20 protein-coding genes are annotated in these 19,671 nt (G+C 53.2%); 15 read left to right on the top strand and 5 right to left on the bottom strand.

What is annotated here, in order from left to right; genetic code table 11:
- Positions 1-58: 58 nt before the first annotated feature.
- Positions 59-1,396: a metal-dependent hydrolase family protein gene (locus ACRZ95_RS12345; protein WP_170380015.1), complete on the top strand. Its 1,338-nt coding sequence runs from the start codon at positions 59-61 to the stop codon at positions 1,394-1,396.
- A 104-nt stretch (positions 1,397-1,500) separates the two neighbouring features.
- On the top strand, positions 1,501-2,310 hold the full coding sequence (locus tag ACRZ95_RS12350; protein ID WP_170380014.1) for a DUF3299 domain-containing protein: 810 nt from the start codon (positions 1,501-1,503) through the stop codon (positions 2,308-2,310).
- Between the two features lie 649 nt (positions 2,311-2,959).
- Here the strand turns inward: ACRZ95_RS12350 and ACRZ95_RS12355 are convergent.
- The 5 genes from ACRZ95_RS12355 to ACRZ95_RS12375 form a co-directional block, all read right to left on the bottom strand.
- Positions 2,960-4,120, bottom strand: coding sequence for an alpha/beta hydrolase (locus tag ACRZ95_RS12355; protein WP_170679152.1), 1,161 nt, complete (start codon positions 4,118-4,120; stop codon positions 2,960-2,962).
- Between the two features lie 297 nt (positions 4,121-4,417).
- Complete coding sequence (gene mgrA, locus ACRZ95_RS12360; protein WP_480555025.1) at positions 4,418-5,449, bottom strand: L-glyceraldehyde 3-phosphate reductase; 1,032 nt, start codon at positions 5,447-5,449, stop codon at positions 4,418-4,420.
- Positions 5,450-5,889: 440 nt separating this feature from the next.
- On the bottom strand, positions 5,890-6,951 hold the full coding sequence (locus tag ACRZ95_RS12365; protein ID WP_170679150.1) for a YeeE/YedE family protein: 1,062 nt from the start codon (positions 6,949-6,951) through the stop codon (positions 5,890-5,892).
- 42 nt (positions 6,952-6,993) lie between these two features.
- Positions 6,994-7,302, bottom strand: a complete 309-nt coding sequence (locus ACRZ95_RS12370) for an ArsR/SmtB family transcription factor (RefSeq protein WP_170380040.1) — start codon at positions 7,300-7,302, stop codon at positions 6,994-6,996.
- A gap of 100 nt (positions 7,303-7,402) precedes the next feature.
- A complete protein-coding gene (locus ACRZ95_RS12375; protein WP_170380041.1) occupies positions 7,403-7,777 on the bottom strand; it encodes a hypothetical protein in 375 nt (124 codons plus the stop codon).
- A gap of 80 nt (positions 7,778-7,857) precedes the next feature.
- On the opposite strand from ACRZ95_RS12375, the gene ACRZ95_RS12380 reads away from it, so the two are divergent.
- From ACRZ95_RS12380 to hemA, 13 genes are all read left to right on the top strand, one after another.
- Complete coding sequence (locus tag ACRZ95_RS12380; protein ID WP_170679148.1) at positions 7,858-8,598, top strand: cytochrome c biogenesis protein CcdA; 741 nt, start codon at positions 7,858-7,860, stop codon at positions 8,596-8,598.
- A 14-nt stretch (positions 8,599-8,612) separates the two neighbouring features.
- Entirely contained in the window at positions 8,613-9,191 is a 579-nt protein-coding gene (locus tag ACRZ95_RS12385) for a SoxW family protein (RefSeq protein ID WP_170679146.1), read from the top strand.
- A 131-nt stretch (positions 9,192-9,322) separates the two neighbouring features.
- Positions 9,323-9,799, top strand: coding sequence for a sulfur oxidation c-type cytochrome SoxX (soxX, locus tag ACRZ95_RS12390; RefSeq protein ID WP_170641608.1), 477 nt, complete (start codon positions 9,323-9,325; stop codon positions 9,797-9,799).
- A 46-nt stretch (positions 9,800-9,845) separates the two neighbouring features.
- Positions 9,846-10,262: a thiosulfate oxidation carrier protein SoxY gene (gene soxY / locus ACRZ95_RS12395; RefSeq protein WP_170679144.1), complete on the top strand. Its 417-nt coding sequence runs from the start codon at positions 9,846-9,848 to the stop codon at positions 10,260-10,262.
- 34 nt (positions 10,263-10,296) lie between these two features.
- On the top strand, positions 10,297-10,626 hold the full coding sequence (gene soxZ / locus ACRZ95_RS12400; RefSeq protein ID WP_170679142.1) for a thiosulfate oxidation carrier complex protein SoxZ: 330 nt from the start codon (positions 10,297-10,299) through the stop codon (positions 10,624-10,626).
- A gap of 70 nt (positions 10,627-10,696) precedes the next feature.
- Entirely contained in the window at positions 10,697-11,542 is an 846-nt protein-coding gene (gene soxA / locus ACRZ95_RS12405) for a sulfur oxidation c-type cytochrome SoxA (RefSeq protein WP_170679140.1), read from the top strand.
- Between the two features lie 87 nt (positions 11,543-11,629).
- Positions 11,630-13,327 (top strand): thiosulfohydrolase SoxB, encoded by a 1,698-nt coding sequence (gene soxB, locus ACRZ95_RS12410; protein WP_170679138.1) that lies wholly within the window; start codon positions 11,630-11,632, stop codon positions 13,325-13,327.
- Positions 13,328-13,351: 24 nt separating this feature from the next.
- Positions 13,352-14,614, top strand: a complete 1,263-nt coding sequence (gene soxC, locus ACRZ95_RS12415; protein ID WP_170679136.1) for a sulfite dehydrogenase — start codon at positions 13,352-13,354, stop codon at positions 14,612-14,614.
- Positions 14,598-15,923: a c-type cytochrome gene (locus ACRZ95_RS12420; protein WP_170679134.1), complete on the top strand. Its 1,326-nt coding sequence runs from the start codon at positions 14,598-14,600 to the stop codon at positions 15,921-15,923. The genes soxC and ACRZ95_RS12420 overlap by 17 nt, the downstream gene beginning before the upstream one ends.
- A gap of 2 nt (positions 15,924-15,925) precedes the next feature.
- Positions 15,926-16,636: a c-type cytochrome gene (locus tag ACRZ95_RS12425; RefSeq protein ID WP_170679132.1), complete on the top strand. Its 711-nt coding sequence runs from the start codon at positions 15,926-15,928 to the stop codon at positions 16,634-16,636.
- 24 nt (positions 16,637-16,660) lie between these two features.
- Entirely contained in the window at positions 16,661-17,923 is a 1,263-nt protein-coding gene (locus ACRZ95_RS12430; protein ID WP_170679130.1) for an NAD(P)/FAD-dependent oxidoreductase, read from the top strand.
- A gap of 80 nt (positions 17,924-18,003) precedes the next feature.
- Entirely contained in the window at positions 18,004-18,438 is a 435-nt protein-coding gene (locus ACRZ95_RS12435; protein ID WP_170679324.1) for a DUF302 domain-containing protein, read from the top strand.
- 1 nt (position 18,439) lies between these two features.
- Complete coding sequence (gene hemA, locus ACRZ95_RS12440) at positions 18,440-19,663, top strand: 5-aminolevulinate synthase (RefSeq protein ID WP_170679128.1); 1,224 nt, start codon at positions 18,440-18,442, stop codon at positions 19,661-19,663.
- Positions 19,664-19,671 lie beyond the last annotated feature (8 nt).

Here is a 19,671-nt window from a genome sequence, read left to right on the forward strand (position 1 = left end):
TGGCTACCTTCGTTAAAATTAAACAATCGAATGCTTTGATATTCCTAGGGTGAAAGATATGCGCAAAAATCAATTGTCAACGCTCTGCTTGGTAATCTCAAGCATGCTGGCAACGCTGGCGAGCGCTCAAGAGGATTCTACAAGAACTCTCATAACGAATGTTCATGTTTTTGACGGGGTAAACGAAGCACGCATCGAGAATGCTAACGTTTTGATCGAAGATAATCTCATAACCGCTGTTTCTTCCGACCCAATCGAAGCCGAGAACGCGGTGGTGATTGACGGTGGCGGTCGCACGATGATCCCAGGATTGATCGATGTCCATTGGCACACGACGTATGCCTACACCCCTGCATCCGTTCTAATGTTGAATCAAGGCGACATGTCGGAAGTGGCCATTCGCAGTATGAAGGGGGCTGAAGAGACTTTAATGCGTGGATTTACCACCGTTAGAGACCCTGGCGGAAATCCGTTTACGATCAAGAAACTGATTGACGCTGGTGAATACCCCGGTCACCGCATTTTGCCCTCCGGACCATTCATGAGCCAAACGTCAGGCCATGCCGACTTTCACACGCTGCTTGAAAACCCAAGAAACTCCAACTCTGAACTGAGTTATTGGGAAAAAAATATGATGGCGATGATTTCTGATGGCGTACCGGAAGTCAGAAAGAGAACCAGAGAAATCCTCAAGTTTGGTGCTACTCAGGTCAAAATCACGACTGGTGGTGGTGTCTCTTCCCAATACGATCCGCTGGATGTGAGCGAGTATTCGGTCGACGAAATTCGTGCGGTAGTCGAAGAGGCAACGAACTTTAACACCTATGTTTTGGCGCATGTGATGACAGACAGAGGTATCCGTACCTCAATAGAAAACGGCGTGATGAGCATTGAGCACGGCTTCTTCGCATCAAGAGAAACACTGGAATTGATGAAGGAAAAAGGCGCTTGGCTCAGTCCTCAGGCGATGTTTGAGGCCGATATGGTTTGGGATAGCCCAGTTAGTGCCAAAAAGTGGAAACAGGTGACTGATGCTGTAGACGCGCTGTACCCAATGGCCGTCGAAATTGGCGTGAATCTCGCCTTTGGCACCGATCAACTCATGGATCCATCAAAGGCGTATCAACAGAGCGAATATCTTGTGAGGTTGGGAACTTGGATGACGCCTTATCAAGCGCTCAAGATAGCGACCTCTGAAAATGCCCGCCTAATGGAAATGAGTGGCCCTCGTCATCCCTACCAAGACGGTCCACTCGGAGTTATCAGAGATGGCGCATACGCTGATCTGATCCTCGTGGACGGCAACCCGCTTGAAAACTTGGAGCTTGTAGGGGACCCACAAGAAAACTTCGACCTGATTATGAAGGACGGAGTCATCTATAAAAACGAGCTTTGAACTGTGTTTCGCTTAGAGCCCAAGTGTCCATAAATGTCTTAAGCTGGCAGGTGATGACGCATTGACCAACATCCAAGTGGCCATACGGTTGAAAAGGATAAGTCATGAAGATTTGGAGAATAGTCTGTGTTGCCTCTTTGATTTCAACGTCGTTGTCCGCAGAAATCGCTGAGTTAGACTGGAACCAATTGATTGATGAAGAATCTCAGGAATACGTAGATCCTTTCAAAGAACTGACACCTGACCAGCTTAGTGGTCTTGTTGAAGTCGTCCGACTAAAGCTCAGACTGGATAGTGGAGCCCATTCCGAAGATGTCCGCAAAAGTCTTGAAGCGAAAATTCTGGAAAATGAGACGCCGCTGCAAAAGGCTGGGATCGACGTTGATTGGTTGATTGAACAACGATGGGTCGTTGCAGAGCGACGAAAGAAAGCCGCCACGGCTGGTAATCCAGAAATTGACGGAAAAGTCGTAAAGCTGGCGGGCTATGCGATACCCGCACCACCGGATCCTGATGGTACAAACGTCGCTTACTTGGTTCCGGAGAGAGGTATGTGCAGCCATACGCCTCCACCGAACCCAAACCAGCTTATTCGTGTTCGATTGCCGGAAGGTTGGTATCCAGAACGCTTTCACGAGCCAGTTCGCCTTACAGGGATAGTTTCTATTTCGCCGTCAGAGAGGACGATGAATTTCGTGGATGGGTTCGTTCCAATGAGAGCAACGTATTCATTTGAAGCTCAGTATGTAGAGGCTGGCGATGATCTCCCAGCTTATGGTTGGAAGTTCACTGACGCGGATGAGGTCAACGATCCAAGCGCCATTGGAAAATTAGGTTCCGGGGCTGCAAAATTTGACGCGTCAAAATTGGCAAGTTTTCGAGCCAAAGCTGCGCGTGAAGCAAATTCGAATTAAAAACCGCCTGTCTTAAGCATATGAAAGCCAGTGTGTTACGTGCCCAGACTGTGGATAAAACAGAATGTCATGCAGTAATACTTAAATGAAATTGCTTAATACGATTATCAATCTGGCGCCCACCAAGCATTGAAGTGCTGCTTGAAGTGGAGACTGTGACTTTGCAAAGTCAGCTTTCTGCGCATCGCAGACCTTCGCGAGAATCCAAGTTTCCTTAGGGAGGCCCTTTGCGGGGTTGAGCAATGCAAAGGGCCATAACCGCGACGACTAAGCCATAAACTGATTGAATTCGTCGCTAATGCAGACAAACGCGCAGCGCAAAACTATGGGCGAACTACGTAAACTTATGGGGTGCGCGAAGTGTTATGCGCAAACCTACAGAACTTGTAGGATTACGCAAAATCGTTCGAGAACGTACTATGGCAAGCGTTGTTAGCTTTGGTAGTAGCCATGACTGACACTAACGCAATCTTGCAAAAGGAATGCCCTAGACTTCGCTTGAAATTTCTCACCTAGCTGTACCCCAATGTCGTTTGCGGGCGGAAAGCAGGCATTCGCTGCGCTTGGCGCCAATGACAGCATTGCGGACAAAGCCGCCGTTTACATTTCTAGTCGAAGAAGACTTATTATATAGGGGAAAACGATCAGACTACCTTGTGCCCACGATTTCCACGGAAGCGTCACCGATTAGATCCTGAAGTTCTACAGTTGATCGTCTACTGGAACGTCTACTTGTCCGGATTGCTTCACCAGATATCCGAACGACTTCTGGCGAAGCAGCGAATTTTGAGTGGCTGGTGCTCTTAGAATCTCTTACTTGGCTTAGATCGATAACGGTTACTCCAGACTTCGCGAGTTCCGCTGCATCTGTTGCGCCAACGCGATCTACTCCACCAGAAACGAATTTTGAGAAGTTTAGAATCCTGTCGTCTGACGAAACTAAGACAAAGATCTTTTGATTGTCGTGTTTTATTTTGGAAAGCTGGTTCTCAAAAACGGCCAAGTCTATATCCGGCGCCGCCAGAATAATGTTCCGCACTCTTTTTCGAGGATTGAATTCTCCGGCCAGCTCCGCTTGCGAGATCGCTTCCATTGTAAGAAACGCTCCCATTGAGAATGCAAGAATATCGAATTGCTGAGCTTTTGATCGCGTAACTATTTCACCAGCTTTCAAAAAGTCGGATCTAGCAGCAAGCGCACTGTTGATATCGTAAACATATTTGAGGGTTTCTGCCGCAGATGCCCAAGACATTAACACCGGAACCCCATCGTACTCAGTATCCTCAACAAATTGGGCCAATCTAAGAATGGCGTCACTTAGGGTCGTATTGTAGCCGTGAACAAAAAATAGGACGTTTCGCTCCGAAGCACCAAGTGCAAGAAGTTGTTTGTCAATGTCCGAAACAAAAGCGTTTTCCGATGCATAAACCTTTGGGTCGATGATAGTGAAATGCTTCGAAGGGTTGGGTGGGAGAGCGCTGGTTCTTTCTATTTTGCCAACTTTGTGATTTGGCGGAATGGTGACTACCACCGAAGCTAGTCCAAGTGTATCGCTGCGGTCGCCCGAATAAAAAACACCCTCTGCTCCGGACGCCTGTCGCGTTGTGGCAATAAAGACTGTTTGGCGTTTGGCCTCAACTACATCTGACGCAGGATATTGGGGATTTTCGACGCCTACGAGTTCTGGAGGTCGAATGCATGAAGCTACGCCTAGAACTACTACTAAAAAAAAGAAGCGTAGCCCTAGCGTTTTAGTTAGACCTGAAACCCCACTCCAAAGAGGCTTCATTTTCAAATTTTCATGCAACATGACTAGATCAATATTTTTTAGTATGCTGCTTGTCTGTCAACAGACTAGCGATAACGGCCCTCTTTTTGATCTGAGTAGTGATTTCTGTACAAACGTTGTGTCTTCACCCTCCATCAATTCATGCTGCTGCAGCGAATGGTAGTTTGGGAGGGCCACATTGCTGAAGAGCGGTTCATTGGCCAATGAGCATATTTGGCCGATGGCTCATGTTGGCAGGTAGGCCGAACTAAAAACGTTCAATCCGCCAAAGATCGCAAGCGTCAAAGGACGAGGGTTTTGCGTACGTTCTAAGGATGGTCACTCTGTTTCTGACGAGCGCGCCCACAAATTGATATCTTCTTCTGAACTTATTTGATCGATCTTTCTCAGTTCGTCAGCACTGAAGTCGAGATTATCAACGACGCCTGCGCAATCTACGATCTGTTCCGGCCGGGACGCACCAATCAGAGCGGTCGTCACCCGTCCACCTCTGAGTACCCAGGCCAGCGCCATTTGCGCCAGAGTCTGCCCGCGTGCCTCGGCCATGTCGTTCAGAGCATGGACACTTGCCAGAGACCGCTCGTTGATCATGCCATCAAGCAATGACTTCCCTTGCGTGGCACGGCTGCCACTCGGAATATCGGTCAGATATTTGGAAGTCAGAATGCCTTGTGCCAGCGGCGTGAACGCAATCGACCCAACCCCAAGATCATCCAGAGTATCGAGCAAACCGTCCCGCTCCACCCACCGATTGAGCAAATTGTAAGAAGGCTGGTGAATCAGACAAGGTGTCCCAAGGTCGTTGAGAATTTTCACCGCCTCGCGCGTGCGTTGGGAGTTGTAGCTCGAGATACCTGCGTAGAGTGCGCGGCCCGATCGTACGATATAATCCAACGCGCCCATTGTTTCTTCGAGCGGGGTATCGGGGTCAAAGCGGTGGGAATAAAAGATGTCGACATAATCAAGCCCCATGCGCGCGAGTGATTGGTCACAAGACGCGATCATGTACTTGCGCGACCCCCATTCACCGTAAGGTCCCGGCCACATGTCGTAGCCTGCTTTGGAGGAAATGATCAGCTCATCCCTGTAACCCGCGAAATCCGTTTTGAGGATCTCGCCAAATGCCTCTTCGGCCGATCCGGGTGGTGGACCGTAGTTATTCGCCAGATCAAAGTGAGTGATCCCATGGTCGAACGCAGCCCGACACATTGCTCGCTTGTTTTCGTGCGTCGAGTCCGCTCCAAAATTGTGCCACAGCCCTAGGCTGACAACAGGAAGCTTCACTCCGGATCGCCCACATCGACGATACACCATCCGCTCATAGCGGTCCGGCTCCGGGGTGTAAGGAATTGGTTTTGGCTTTGGCGGTCTTTGAGCTTTGGTCATGCGCACATAATCAATGGATTGTTGGGCCTGTCAAACGGATCACCTTTAGCAAGATCGACGCGAGCTCATATTCGTTCTCGTGGTTAGCCTTGCTCCACGTGTGAAAGATTTCACTATCCGATCATTCGGATTCAATGCCAACTCTCAAAGGCAGCGGATGTCTCCTATGGTGAACCACACCGCAGCGATGGGCAAAACAAACGGGAAGGTTTTGAGGCGTAAACCGGAAGTTGCGGGTCTGTCGTTTAGACACCGGCGGCTTGCACCGCGATGGTCATCTGACTTTTCAAACTGCTAACGGGCATGGTTTGCGGACTATTTGCCTTCAAAAGCGATCGGTTTCTCAACAAGAGCGAACTACTGAAACCGTCCTCCACACGTGAATTCTAGTTTGAACTGTGACGTCAACGCTCAGCTATGAAGGACAGCCCAGACACGAGTTGTTTCAACCCAATCGCTGCACCGGCGAATATGGCAGCGAATGTTACAGGCGCGCTGTAGGCCAAAAGTGAGAAGGCAGATATACCTTGTCCGACGCTGCAACCGACCGCGATGATCGCGCCTGGCCCCATGATCGCCGCGCCGAGCATCTGACGCTTGAGTTCACGTGGATCCTCGCATGCTTCCCATCTGAAATGACCCTTGGACCAGGACCCCAAGAATGCGCCAATGAGAACGCCGGAGACTGATCCGACCGCAAAGGACAAAGTGTTTCCGGAGGCTGTCATTAGGTAGAATATTGTGTCGCCAAGGGGTGCAGCGAAGGTATGGGTTTGAACCGGTTCACCATCAAAACCGTGCGTCGCCACCCAATTCGTGCCGAGCCACCCTGATACGATCGCCAGCCCAACTACAGATCCCCAGAACACCTGTGCGGGAGTTCGGCGGAAACGCTGGTTTGCCAAGGCGAAAATCACCAATGCAACGCCAATAACGGAGCCAATGAGCCAAGCTGGGATAGAGGTCAGTTGTTCGGCAAGGAAGCTGATGCTTTGGGGGCCACTAAGACCCATCTCCTCGGGGAAGACCCAAACGCGCAAATAGGCCAGGGGCCCGGACATGACAACGTAAGCAGATAAACCCATGATCAATACTATGACGAATGATCGAAGGTCGCCGCCCCCAAGCCTTGCCAGCGCGCCATAGCCGCAATTCCCGCTGATGGCCATTCCGTAACCGAACATGAGGCCACCTACGATCGACCCAAGTGGGTTCCAGGTCTGTGCAAGATACCTTGTTCCAACAGGGTCCAGCCCCCCGAAAGCCATAGCCAAGTGGCTGCCGACAATTGCTACGCCGATCGCAATTGCCCACACGCGCAGCCGCCGGTCATCATCTGCGTAAAGGTAGTCTTCAATTGCACCCAGCGTGCAAAAACGGCCAATGCGTGCGGCCAAGCCCAACACAATGCCACCGATCAAACCGATCAGGGCGACGGTGTTGGCGTCTCCCAATGTTTCAAACATTGCCAGTCTCCTCCCAAAGCTGGCGGGTATTTTTGGCGGCTTCTACTTTTCCCTGCAGAATAGATCGTAGACGACTTCCAGAATCTGTGTCGATCGATCATCCGCCAATCTGTAGTAGATCGTTTTCCCCTCGCGTCGCGTTTTGACCAAGCCCTCGAAGCGTAGGCGAGATAGTTGCTGAGACACGGCGGCCTGGCGTGCCGAGAGCATTTCTTCCATCTGCGTGACAGATTTTTCACCCGAAGACAGGTAGCACAGGATCATCAAGCGCCCTTCATGGCTGATTGCCTTGAGGAAATTTGACGCCGTCTGAGCATTTTCCATCATTCTGTCCAGGTCTTCGGCGCACATGTCCTTGGAGAACACAGGCAGTTTTGAAGATTTGTCCAACAAGATCGCCTCGCTTTCATAGCTTCACGCATTCGAAACAGTTTATTTTATTGGCCACGTTTTATCCAGAGGTCTCAATCGGCACCCCAGCGTCACGTAACAAAACGCCCAGCAACCCCCAGAAAAAGTCTTCGCCGGGATAGCCTTCGATCCGTCCAACCTCTTGGCCATTGTCCAGCAAAACAAAGGTTGGCGTGTAGTAGAGAGGCCGCTCCAATGCGATGCCTTCAGGCATAGCTGCGTGGATATCGATGCGTTGAAGTGGCGCGGCATGTCCTTCGGGTGTCTTGGGGTAGATCTCCGAGATTTCGGTGTCCCAACGTGCGCACCACATACACCCATCTTCTTCGGCCATCAGGAGCGTCATTTCTGCCCGTGAAATCACCGGAGAAACAAGCAACGTGATTGCAAGTAAAAGCAGAATTAGGTGGCGCATCTTAAGCTCCGATTGACCGCAGCGACATATCTTTATTATTTTGAATATTTGAATGATATCGTGCCAGGACAGGTTTGACCATGCTCGACATTACATTTGCAGGAGCTTTGGTCGCAGGACTGTTGTCTTTCCTGTCGCCCTGCATTCTACCTATCGTGCCGTTTTATCTTAGCTATCTGGCAGGCGTCGGGATTGATCAGATATCTGCGGGCACAACACTTTCCGCCGGCGTTCGTCGCAGGGCAACGCTTTCTGCGATAGCGTTTGCAGCTGGGATCATAACGATCTTCATGGCGCTAGGGGCGACAGCTTCGATCTTCGGGCAGCTGGTCCGAGAGTATTTCGACATCCTGCGCTGGATTGCAGCGGCCATAATCATTGCGATGGGGCTGCATTTCCTGGGGTTCATTCGCATCGGGTTCTTGTATCGCCAATTTCGTGCGGACGTCGGTGAGACATCAAATGTAAGCCTTGTTGGGGCATATGTTCTTGGACTAGCATTTGCTTTTGGCTGGACACCCTGTGTTGGGCCAGTGCTCGCTGCGATCCTGTTTACAGCGGCCGGAACCGAGACGGCTTGGCGTGGAGCGGTACTTCTATTCGTCTACGGGGTTGGAATGACCGCACCGTTTGTTCTGGCAGCCTTTCTGGTCCGCCCTTTCATGCAATGGATGGCGCAGTTCAGAAAGCACTTGCCCCTCATCGAAAAGGCCATGGGTGGCTTTCTGGTGCTCTTCGGCATCCTCATCGCAACCAATTCCATCAACTACATCGCACAATGGATGCTCGACCATATGCCTTGGCTCGCAGCCATTGGATAATCCGGGAGGAGGACATGAAACGAGTTTTGTCAGTATTGATCGCGTTTCTGATTGGCGGGACAGTTTCCGCCGCTGAGCTGGGCGACGACGGTTTGCATAAAACACCGTGGATGCGCGACACGTTCAAAGACCTCCGCGAGGATCTCGAAGAGGCCTCAAGCGAAGACAAACGGCTTGTTTTGTTTATTGAACAGCAGGGCTGCATCTACTGCAAAAAGATGCATGAAGAGGTGTTCCCCCAGCCTGACCTTGCAGCGTTCATCGAAGAGAATTTCTTTGTCGTCCAACTGGATTTGCATGGCAGCACCACCGCTACCGACTTTGACGGGGAAGAAAATGAGCAAAGAGCGCTGATGCGAAAATGGGGGATTCTGTTCACCCCGACGCTTGTTTTTCTTCCTGAAGAGGTGCCAGAGGACGCGACAGCTATCGATGCCGCGGTGGCTGTTATGCCCGGAGCGTTCTCAAAAGGAACAACCTTGGACCTTTTCACCTGGGTCGATGAAAAACGATATGAGCTTGATAATGGTGAAGATTTCCAACGTTATCATGCGCAGCGCATTCAAGAGCGAAACAATGTTTCTCAGGATTGATCGCTGCCGTTATAAATAAAAAAATTCATTATTATGAATTTAATGTTGCGACAAGCGGTACTCGTCGACTACGGTACACAAAGGCTTTGGGTCGCAAGGCGCCGTCGGCGCGTTAGCAAATGGGAGGGATCATGAAGCTGAGACTCTTAACATTGGTCTGCGCAATGACGGGCTTTGCTGCATATGCGGCAGATACAGACCCGCAGGACGTAACCTATGACGACTACGGTGCCATTGAGGCTTCGTTGACCGGCGCTGCTGGCGACGCGGCCAATGGCGCGCTCATCGTTGGCGACAAGTCAAAAGGCAACTGCGTTGCCTGCCACGCGGTCACGGTTTTGGCGGACATCCCGTTCCACGGTGAAGTCGGCCCGATGCTGGATGGTGCCGGTGATCGTTGGACCGAAGCAGAGCTTCGCGGGTTGGTCGCAAACGCAAAGATGACATTCGAAGGCACGGTGATGCCAGCTTTCTACAAGGATGACGGCTATATCCGCCCGGGCGACGCCTATACCGGAAAAGCGCCAACCGCGCCTTTGACGTCGATCCTGACAGCGCAGGAAATCGAGGACGTGGTCGCGTTTCTTGCGACCCTGAAAGAGGAATAGTCGCGCTTTTAGGCGTGTATTCACGAAGTTTCAAAGGAGATTGAAAATGGAACTCTCTCGCCGCGAGACACTGGCCCTAGGGCTGGGCGCCGCGTTCCTGACAATTATGCCGCTTCGGGCAAATGCAGCTGCTGAAGATGCCATCGCGGCATTTACAGGCGGTGCAGATGTGGCTGACGGCGGTGTTACATTGACCGCACCGGAAATCGCAGAAAACGGCAATACCGTACCAATCGAAGTCAGTGCTCCGGGCGCAACTGCAATTCTTATCGTGGCTGCAGGTAACCCCGAACCGGGCGTTGCAACTTTCAATTTCGGTCCGTTGGCTGCTGAACAAGCCGCATCAACCCGTATTCGTCTTGCCGGAACGCAGGATGTCATTGCCGTGGCGAAGATGGCAAATGGCAGCTTTGCCAAAGCGTCCGCGACCGTAAAAGTGACAATCGGCGGCTGCGGCGGCTGATCGCCACGCGCCCTGAAGAACAGGAGACTAACCAATGGCATCCGGTGTTAAACCCCGCGTCAAGGTTCCAAAGACAGCCGCTGCTGGAGAAACCGTTACGATCAAGACATTGATCAGCCACAAGATGGAAAGCGGCCAGCGCAAGGACAAAGAAGGCAACGTCATCCCGCGTTCGATCATCAACCGTTTCACCTGCGAGTTTAACGGAGAAATGGTGGTTGATGTGACGATGGAGCCGGCGATTTCGACCAACCCGTACTTCCAGTTCGAAGCGACTGTGCCCGATTCCGGTGAGTTTGTCTTCACCTGGTACGATGATGACGGCTCTGTCTACGATGAGAAGAAAACGATCGAGATCGCCTGACGGCTCGACGACTAAGGCAGATCAGCGCGGGTCCGAGGAATTGGCGCTGATCCACCAAGGGAGGAACGCAATGAATACCAAGGCAATTAGGGCGATCGCGGCGATTCTGATTTTCCCGGCTGCAGCGATGGCTGGACCGGACGAAGACAATCTCATGATCAATGATGAGCTGGACATGACCTCGGTCACTGATGCTCCGGCACATCTGGAAAATTTGGACACGATCTATTCGGGTTGGCATTTCCGCACGGATGAAACGCAAGCGCTTCAAATTGATGACTTCGACAATCCTGCAATGATCTTCGTCGATCAAGCCGCCGATCTCTTCGAGACCGTTGATGGCGCCGCTGGCGAGAGCTGTGCCTCATGCCACGATGGGGTGGAAAGCTTCAAGGGATTGCAGGCGTCCATGCCGAAGGTGGATGCCGAAACCGGCAAGCTGGTCGTCATGGAAGATCTGATCAACAAGTGTCGTACGGACCGCATGGAAGCGGATGCCTGGAAATGGTCCGGGGGCGACATGCAGGGCATGGTCGCTTTGATCGGCCTGCAATCACGTGGGTTGCCTATGAACGTCGCGATTGATGGCGATGCCGCCCCATACTGGGAGCAGGGCAAGGAGATGTATTATACCCGCTATGGTCAGCTGGAGTTGAGCTGTGCCAATTGTCATGAAGACAACTGGGGCAACATGATCCGTGCCGACCACCTGAGCCAAGGTATGATTAACGGGTTCCCGACATATCGTCTGAAACAGGCCAAGCTGATCTCGCGTCACAATCGTTTCCGCGGCTGTATTCGCGATACGCGGGCGGAAACTTTTGCCGAAGGATCGGACGAGTTTCGTGCGCTTGAGCTCTATGTGGCCTCGCGTGGCAATGGGCTTTCAGTCGAAACTCCTGCAGTACGCCAATAACGAACGAGCCGCGCGGGCGTTGTCCTGCGCGGGTTTTTCATGCATATAACATTCACACATTTATATGTGTTACAGGAAAGCTGGTAGATGATTTCTCGACGTGACTTCTTGCAGGTTTCAATGGCAGCCTCGGCTCTCTACGGGGCGTCCGGGTTTGGCAAATGGGCCAAGCTTGCTGCGCAGCAAAGCCTAACGCAGGATCAATTGCTGGAGTTCGAGACCTTCGGCAATATCAGCTTGATCCATGTCACCGATATTCACGCGCAACTCAAACCGATCTATTTCCGCGAACCCGAGATAAACCTTGGTATTGGCGATGCGCGAGGGCAGATGCCGCATGTCACAGGGGCGGCGTTCCGCAAGGCCTATGGGATCGAAGATGGGAGCCCGTCGGCCTATGCGTTGACCTACAATGATTTCTCTGCGCTGGCCAAGACCTACGGTCGGGTTGGTGGATTGGACCGCGTCTCAACTGTCATCAAGGCCATTCGTGCTGACCGTCCTGATGCCCTTCTATTGGACGGGGGCGATACTTGGCACGGTTCCTACACCTGCTATCAGACGGCCGGTCAGGACATGGTCAATGTCATGAACGCGCTGAAACCCGACGCCATGACCTTCCATTGGGAGTTCACGCTGGGCAGCGACAGGGTAAACGAAATCGTCGAAGGTTTGCCCTTTGCAGCCTTAGGTCAGAACATCTTTGATGCCGAGTGGGACGAACCTGCAGAATTGTTCCAACCCTATAAGTTCTTTGATCGGGGCGGTGCAAAGGTCGCCGTGATCGGGCAAGCGTTTCCTTACATGCCAATCGCGAACCCAGGTTGGATGTTCCCCGAGTACTCATTCGGTATCCGGGATGAAAACATGCAGGCCATGGTCGACGAGGTTCGCGATGCCGGTGCCGATGTCGTAGTTGTCCTTAGCCACAACGGCTTTGACGTGGACAAGAAGATGGCGGGCCGCGTGCAAGGGATCGACGTGATCCTCAGCGGTCACACCCATGACGCACTTCCCGAGCCGGTTCTGGTCGGTAAAACGCATATCATCGCATCTGGCTCGAACGGAAAATTCGTCAGCCGCGTCGATCTCGACGTGAGAGATGGACAGATGATGGGGCTGAAGCACAAGCTGATCCCGATCTTCTCTGACGTCATTGCTCCTGATCCTGCGATCACCGCTCTGATAAATGATCAGCGCGCGCCGTACGAGGCTGCGCTGAGCGAGGTGATTGGCAAAACGGATTCGTTGCTCTACCGCCGCGGCAACTTTAACGGCACCTGGGATGACCTGATTTGCGATGCCCTGATCAATGAGCGTGAGGCAGACATCGCGATGTCGCCTGGCGTCCGTTGGGGGCCGTCAATCCTGCCGGGACAAGATATCACGCGCGAGGACATCTGGAACGTCACATCGATGTCGTATCCCAATGCCTATCGCACAGAAATGACAGGCGAATTCATCCATGTGATCCTTGAGGATGTCGGTGACAACCTGTTCAATCCCGACCCTTACTACCAGCAGGGCGGCGATATGGTCCGCGTAGGCGGGCTTGGCTACCGCATCGATGTGACCAAACCACAAGGGCAGCGGATCAGCGAAATGACCCTGCTCAAAACGGGTGAAGCGATTGATCCATCGAAGACCTACGTCGTGGCTGGTTGGGCCAGTGTCAACGAAGGCACCGAGGGCCCGCCGATCTGGGATGTCGTCGAAAACCACATTCGCAACCTTGGCACCGTCACGGTCCAAGAGAACACCAGTGTCGATGTTGTCGGCGCTTAAGAAACAGATGGAGACCTAAGAGATATGGATGACGCGTTCAAACCGTCCCGCCGGGCCTTCCTGAAAGGCAGCGCCGCGGTCGCCGCAGGGTCCGTTGCAGGGGCAGCAGCGGCAGACACGCCCGATCCACTGATAACAGAGCTTCAGGATTGGGCGTCTTATACGGGTGCCGGTGTCGATGAGTCACCTTATGGCCTGCCGATCAGTTTCGAATCTCATGTCGTTCGGCGCAACGTGGAATGGCTGACCGCCTCTCCGATCTCGTCGATCAACTTCACACCGATCCACGCGCTTGATGGTACGATCACTCCGCAAGGATGCGCTTTTGAGCGTCACCATTCCGGCGCGATAGAGCTGCGCAAAGAGGATTATCGCCTGATGATCAACGGGTTGGTCGATCGCCCGCTTGTATTTACTTACGACGACATTGAGCGGTTCCCGCGCGAAAACCATGTGTATTTCTGCGAATGTGCGGCAAATACCGGTATGGAGTGGGCGGGTGCGCAACTCAACGGCGTCCAATTTACGCACGGCATGATTCACAACATGGAATACACCGGTGTTCCGCTGCGTACGCTGTTGCAGGAAGCAGGCGTCGATATCTCACCCGACAAATGGGTCTATGTTGAGGGCGCAGATGCGTCATCCAATGGCCGCTCTATCCCGATGGAAAAAGCACTGGATGACGTGTTGGTGGCTTTCAAGGCAAATGGTGAAGCACTGCGCATGGAACACGGTTACCCCGTGCGGCTAGTTGTTCCTGGCTGGGAAGGCAACATGTGGGTCAAGTGGCTGCGCCGCATCGAAGTTGTCGATATGGCGGTCGAAAGCCGTGAAGAAACATCAAAATACACTGATGTCTACGCCGATGGCACAGCCCAGAAATGGACGTGGGTGATGGATGCAAAATCCGTCATCACTTCACCCAGCCCGCAAATGCCGATCAAACACGGACCGGGACCCTTGGTCATTTCCGGGCTTGCCTGGTCAGGCCACGGACAAATTACGCGGGTCGATGTGTCCAAGGACGGTGGGATCACCTGGGAGACGGCGCGCCTTGGCAAGCAGGGCGACAGCAAGGCTTTGACGCGCTTCTATCTCGATACGAACTGGGACGGAGCACCAATGCTTTTGCAGGCCCGGGCGATAGATGAGACCGGCTATGTGCAGCCGACAAAAGACCAACTGCGCGAAAAGCGCGGAGAAAACTCTGTCTACCACAACAATTGTATCCAGACTTGGTACGTGAGCGCAGAAGGGATCGCCGAGAATGTCGAAGTCTCTTAGTCATGTTTTCCTGCCTGTATTCGGCGGCACGGCGTTGGTGCTTGCGGCGGCAGTGGCTATTGCGAACCGGAACTACGGCCAATCGCAGATAGAAACCTTGGAAACCCGGATCAGTCAGGTTGAGGCGCATGCAGCTACAGCCCAGGAAAACGCGCAAGCAGAGGCCGACCGGGCAGCCGAACTGGCGGCCAAGGTCGATGAAATCCAGACTGCAGCGGTCGAGCGGGTCGCGAACGGGATGAACCTGACCGCGCCTGCGCCCAACAACGAGGGCACGTACGGGCTTGGGCGCCCCGCGCTGGAGCAAGAGATTGCGGCCTGGGACGTCGATGTCTTGCCCGACGGGCGCGGTTTGCCGGTTGGATCAGGCGATGTCTGGACCGGAGAAGAAGTGTTTGTCGATCGTTGTGCGTCCTGTCACGGAGAGTTTGCCGAAGGCGCCGACAATTGGCCTGTTCTGGCCGGCGGTTTCGACACACTTGCCGACGAAGATCCGGTGAAAACTGTTGGGTCTTATTGGCCGCATTTGTCGACCGCCTGGGACTACATTTCCCGCTCAATGCCATTTGGTGAAGCAGGCACACTTACGGCGGATGAGACCTACGCAATTGTCGCATATATCCTTTATTCCAACGATCTGGTGGATGACGATTTCGTTCTCAGCAAGGAAAACTTCGCCGATTTCGAGATGTACAATATGGACGGTTTTGTCGTCGATGTGCGACCCGAGACGGAATACGCGGAATGGCGAGAAGAGCCTTGCATGGAGAACTGCAAGACAGAGGCAGCGGTTACTATGCGTTCTGTCTTTTTGGTTGAGACACCACCAGAAGGCGGTTCGAATTCGGTCATGAATGAAGCCAGCGCGGACGGGTTACCGACGTTCACGGCGGAAGGGCCCTCGTTCATTCCAGCCGCAGCGCCAAAGCCTGAGGAAGAAGCCACCGCAACACCGGATGTTCAGGAAATCGACGAGGCTGACCAAACTACGGAACTGTTCGCAGCTGGTGAGAAGGTCTTCAAGAAGTGTAAGTCCTGCCATCAGGTTGGTGACGGTGCAAAGGACAGTACGGGTCCGGCGCTGAACGGGGTTATCGGAGCCAACGCAGGGTCGGTTGAAGGGTTCAAATACTCCAAAGCTATGAAAACAGCTGCCGAGGCTGGTCTTGTTTGGACCGAAGAAGAAATGGCGGCCTTCCTGGCAAAACCCAAGGACTACATGAAGGGCACACGCATGTCTTTTGCTGGGCTTAGGAAACCAGACGATATTGAAGCCGTGATCGTTTACCTCAAGTCGTTCGGAAGCTGATCATGCGGTGGTTGAACATTTTTTTGAGCTGCGCGGCGGTTATGGTTGCTGTTGCCCCATCGACCCACGCCACCGAAGGCCTCGGCGACGCCGAAGCCGGAAAAGAAGTGTTCGCCAAATGCAAAGGCTGTCATCAGGTTGGAGATGGAGCCAAAAACAAAATCGGGCCGCATTTGAATGGTGTCTTTGGGCGCAAGGCTGCTGGTCTGGTTGGGTTCAATTACTCAAGGAGCCTAGAGCGTGCGGGTAACTCGGGTCTGGAATGGCACGCTGATACTCTGTCCGCCTACATTGAAAACCCACGTGCATTTGCGTCGGGCACGAGGATGAGTTTTCCCGGTTTGAAAGACCCGGAAGACCGCGCCAACGTGATCGCCTATTTGCGGGCGTTCTCTGACAATCCTCAGGACATCCCGGAAGCGGACCCAACGGCGAAAGGCACGGATCATTCGATCGATCCCGCGATCCTGGCGATACAGGGAGATCCTGAGTACGGCGCATATCTCAGCAGCGAATGCACAACGTGTCACCAGATCGAAGGTGGCGATGAGGGCATTCCTTCGATTGTGTATTGGCCTGACGAAGACTTCGTGGTCGCCATGCACGCTTACAAAGACAAACAGCGGCCACATCCGGTCATGCAAATGATTGCCGGACGGCTGAGCAATGACGAGATCGCAGCATTGGCCGCCTACTTCAATAATCCAGAATGAAAGTGCCTAAGGGGAGGAAACGCGATGACACTCAATAGACGAGTATTTCTTGGAGCCGCCGGGGTAGTGGCCGCCGGACTATCTGCTCCGATGGTGCTGGCTCAAGGCAAGCCCCGCGTGGTGGTTGTTGGCGGTGGTGCGGGCGGTGCGACCGCCGCGCGTTACATCGCAAAGGACAGCAAAGGTGAGATTGACGTGACGCTGATAGAGCCGTCTCGGACCTACTACACCTGTTTCTTCTCTAACCTCTATCTGGGAGGTTTTCAGGAGCTATCGGACATCGCCCACAGCTACGGCACGCTTGCCGCGAACTACGGTATCAACGTCGTGCATGATTGGGCGACTGGGGTCGACCGCGACGCAAAGACGGTGTCCTTGGCAGGTGGTGGGTCAGTTCCTTATGACAAACTGATCCTCAGCCCGGGTATCGACTTTGTTGATGGCGCGGTCAAGGGCTGGGACCTATCGGCCCAAAACAAGATGCCACATGCGTACAAGGCTGGTTCTCAGACTGAGCTTTTGAAAGCGCAGATCATGGCGATGCCCGAAGGAGGTACCTTCGCGATGGTCGCTCCTCCTAACCCGTACCGTTGCCCGCCCGGGCCGTATGAAAGGGTTTCGATGGTGGCGCACGTGCTGAAGGCAAACAACCCAACAGCAAAGATCATTGTAGCTGATCCGAAGCCGAAATTCTCGAAAATGGCTTTGTTCCAAGAAGGCTGGGGAAACAACTATGAAGGAATGGTCGACTGGATCGGCGAAGATTTCGGCGGCGGCAATGTATCCGTGAATCCGGATGCAATGACGGTGACCATCGACGGCGAAGAGACAAAGGTCGACGTCTGCAATGTAATCCCTGCGATGAAAGCCGGCCGCATTGCGGAAATGGCGGGAGTGACCGATGGCAACTGGGTACCAGTAAACGCTGCGGACATGTCCTCCAAAGCCGATCCGGATATCTACGTTCTTGGTGATGCCAGCCAACAGGGTGACATGCCGAAATCCGGTTTTTCAGCAAACAGCCAGGCGAAGGTATGTGCGAACGCAGTAAGAGGTGCGTTGACCGGGTCAAAAGTATTCCCGGCCAAGTTCTCGAACACATGCTGGTCGCTCATCGACACGGATGATGGCGTGAAGGTGGGCGCGACTTATGAGGCGACACCTGAAAAGATCGCGAAAGTCGATGGCTTTATCAGCCAGACCGGTGAAGATGCCGACCTGAGGAAAGCAACCTACGAAGAGTCTCTTGGTTGGTACGCCGGTATCACGTCGGACATGTTTGGTTGAGGCAATTGGGGGCTTTGACCGGTGTCAAAGACTCCGATGATCAATCTGAGAAAATGCGGTTCAGGAGGAGGACTAAAACCATGAAACACTTTATCGCCGCAGCCGCGTTTTCCACTGTTCTGGCGAGCCAAGGGCTTACAGAAGAGATCATCACTATCCCCTTCGACGGAAGTTTTGATGATGCAACGTTCGCCGTGGAGTCCGCGATTGTGGGACAGGGGCTGGTCATCGACTATGTGAGCCATGTTGGGGAAATGCTGAATCGAACAGGCGCAGATGTTGGCAGCGACAAGCAGATATTTTCGGCCGCAGACATTTTCATTTTCTGCTCGGCAAAAATTTCGCGTGAGGTCATGGAAGCCGACCCAATGAATATTGGCTTTTGCCCTTACGGAATATTTGTGACCGAAGACGACGATGGCGTGATGGTTGGATACCGAAGCTATCCTGATGGACCAATGCAAAAGGTCCAGACTCTGTTGTCAGGCATCGTCGAAGAAGCCGTTGGGAACTGAAATGGACTATCAGCAGTTTTTTCGAAATCAACTCGGCCAGCTTCAGGAGGAAGGGAACTACCGGGTCTTTGCGGATCTCGAAAGGCAGCGTGGCGCGTTCCCGACAGCTCGTAGCTACGCGGAAAATGGACCCGAGAAAGTCACTGTGTGGTGCTCAAATGACTATCTCGGCATGGGTCAGCACCCCAGTGTTATTGCAGCAATGCACAAGGTAATCGATGAGGTTGGTGCCGGGGCGGGAGGAACGCGGAATATCTCTGGAACCACCCACCAGCATGTTTTGCTGGAGCAAGAGCTTGCTGACTTGCACGGCAAGGACGCTGCGCTCCTGTTTACCTCTGGGTACGTCTCGAACTGGGCTGCCTTGGGAACCTTGGCGTCTCGCATACCTGGCATCACAGTCTTGTCTGATGAGTTGAACCATGCCTCGATGATCGAGGGCATTCGCCACAGTCGGTGTCAGAAGCGTATCTGGAAACACAACGACGTGGCGGACCTTGAAAGGCACCTTGCTGAACTGCCTGCCAACGCACCGAAGCTCATTGCATTCGAGAGCGTCTATTCCATGGATGGCGACATTGCACCAATTGCCGAGATCTGTGATCTGGCCGATCGCTACGGCGCGATGACCTATTTGGATGAGGTTCACGCCGTAGGGCTTTATGGACCGCGCGGAGGCGGCATAGCTGAGCGCGAAGGCCTGATGGAAAGGCTAACCGTCATCGAGGGGACATTGGGCAAAGCGTTCGGCGTAGTCGGTGGATACATCGCGGCGTCGAAACAGCTAGTCGATTTTGTTCGGTCGTTTGCCAGTGGGTTTATCTTCACCACTGCATTGCCTCCCGCCGTGGCCGCAGGAGCTGCCGCTTCGGTTCGGCACCTGAAGCAAAGCAATTCGGAACGACATTTGCACCAGCAGCGCGTGCGCGAGGTACGAGACAGGCTGGACGATCTAGGCATTCCGCATACGCCGAACCCAAGTCACATCATTCCTGTGATGGTCGGCGATCCGGTCAAGTGTCGCTTCATCTCTGACGTACTAATGCGTGACTATGGAATTTACATCCAGCCGATCAACTATCCAACCGTCCCCAAGGGAACGGAACGTCTACGGATTACACCTTCGCCAGTGCATTCCACGGAAGACGTGGATCGACTGGTATCTGCCTTGGGTGAGTTGTGGACTCAATGCCAATTGGCGCGCAGGCCAATGGCTGCGCAGTGACAATGACA

This window comes from Ruegeria sp. AI3 (assembly GCF_056541245.1).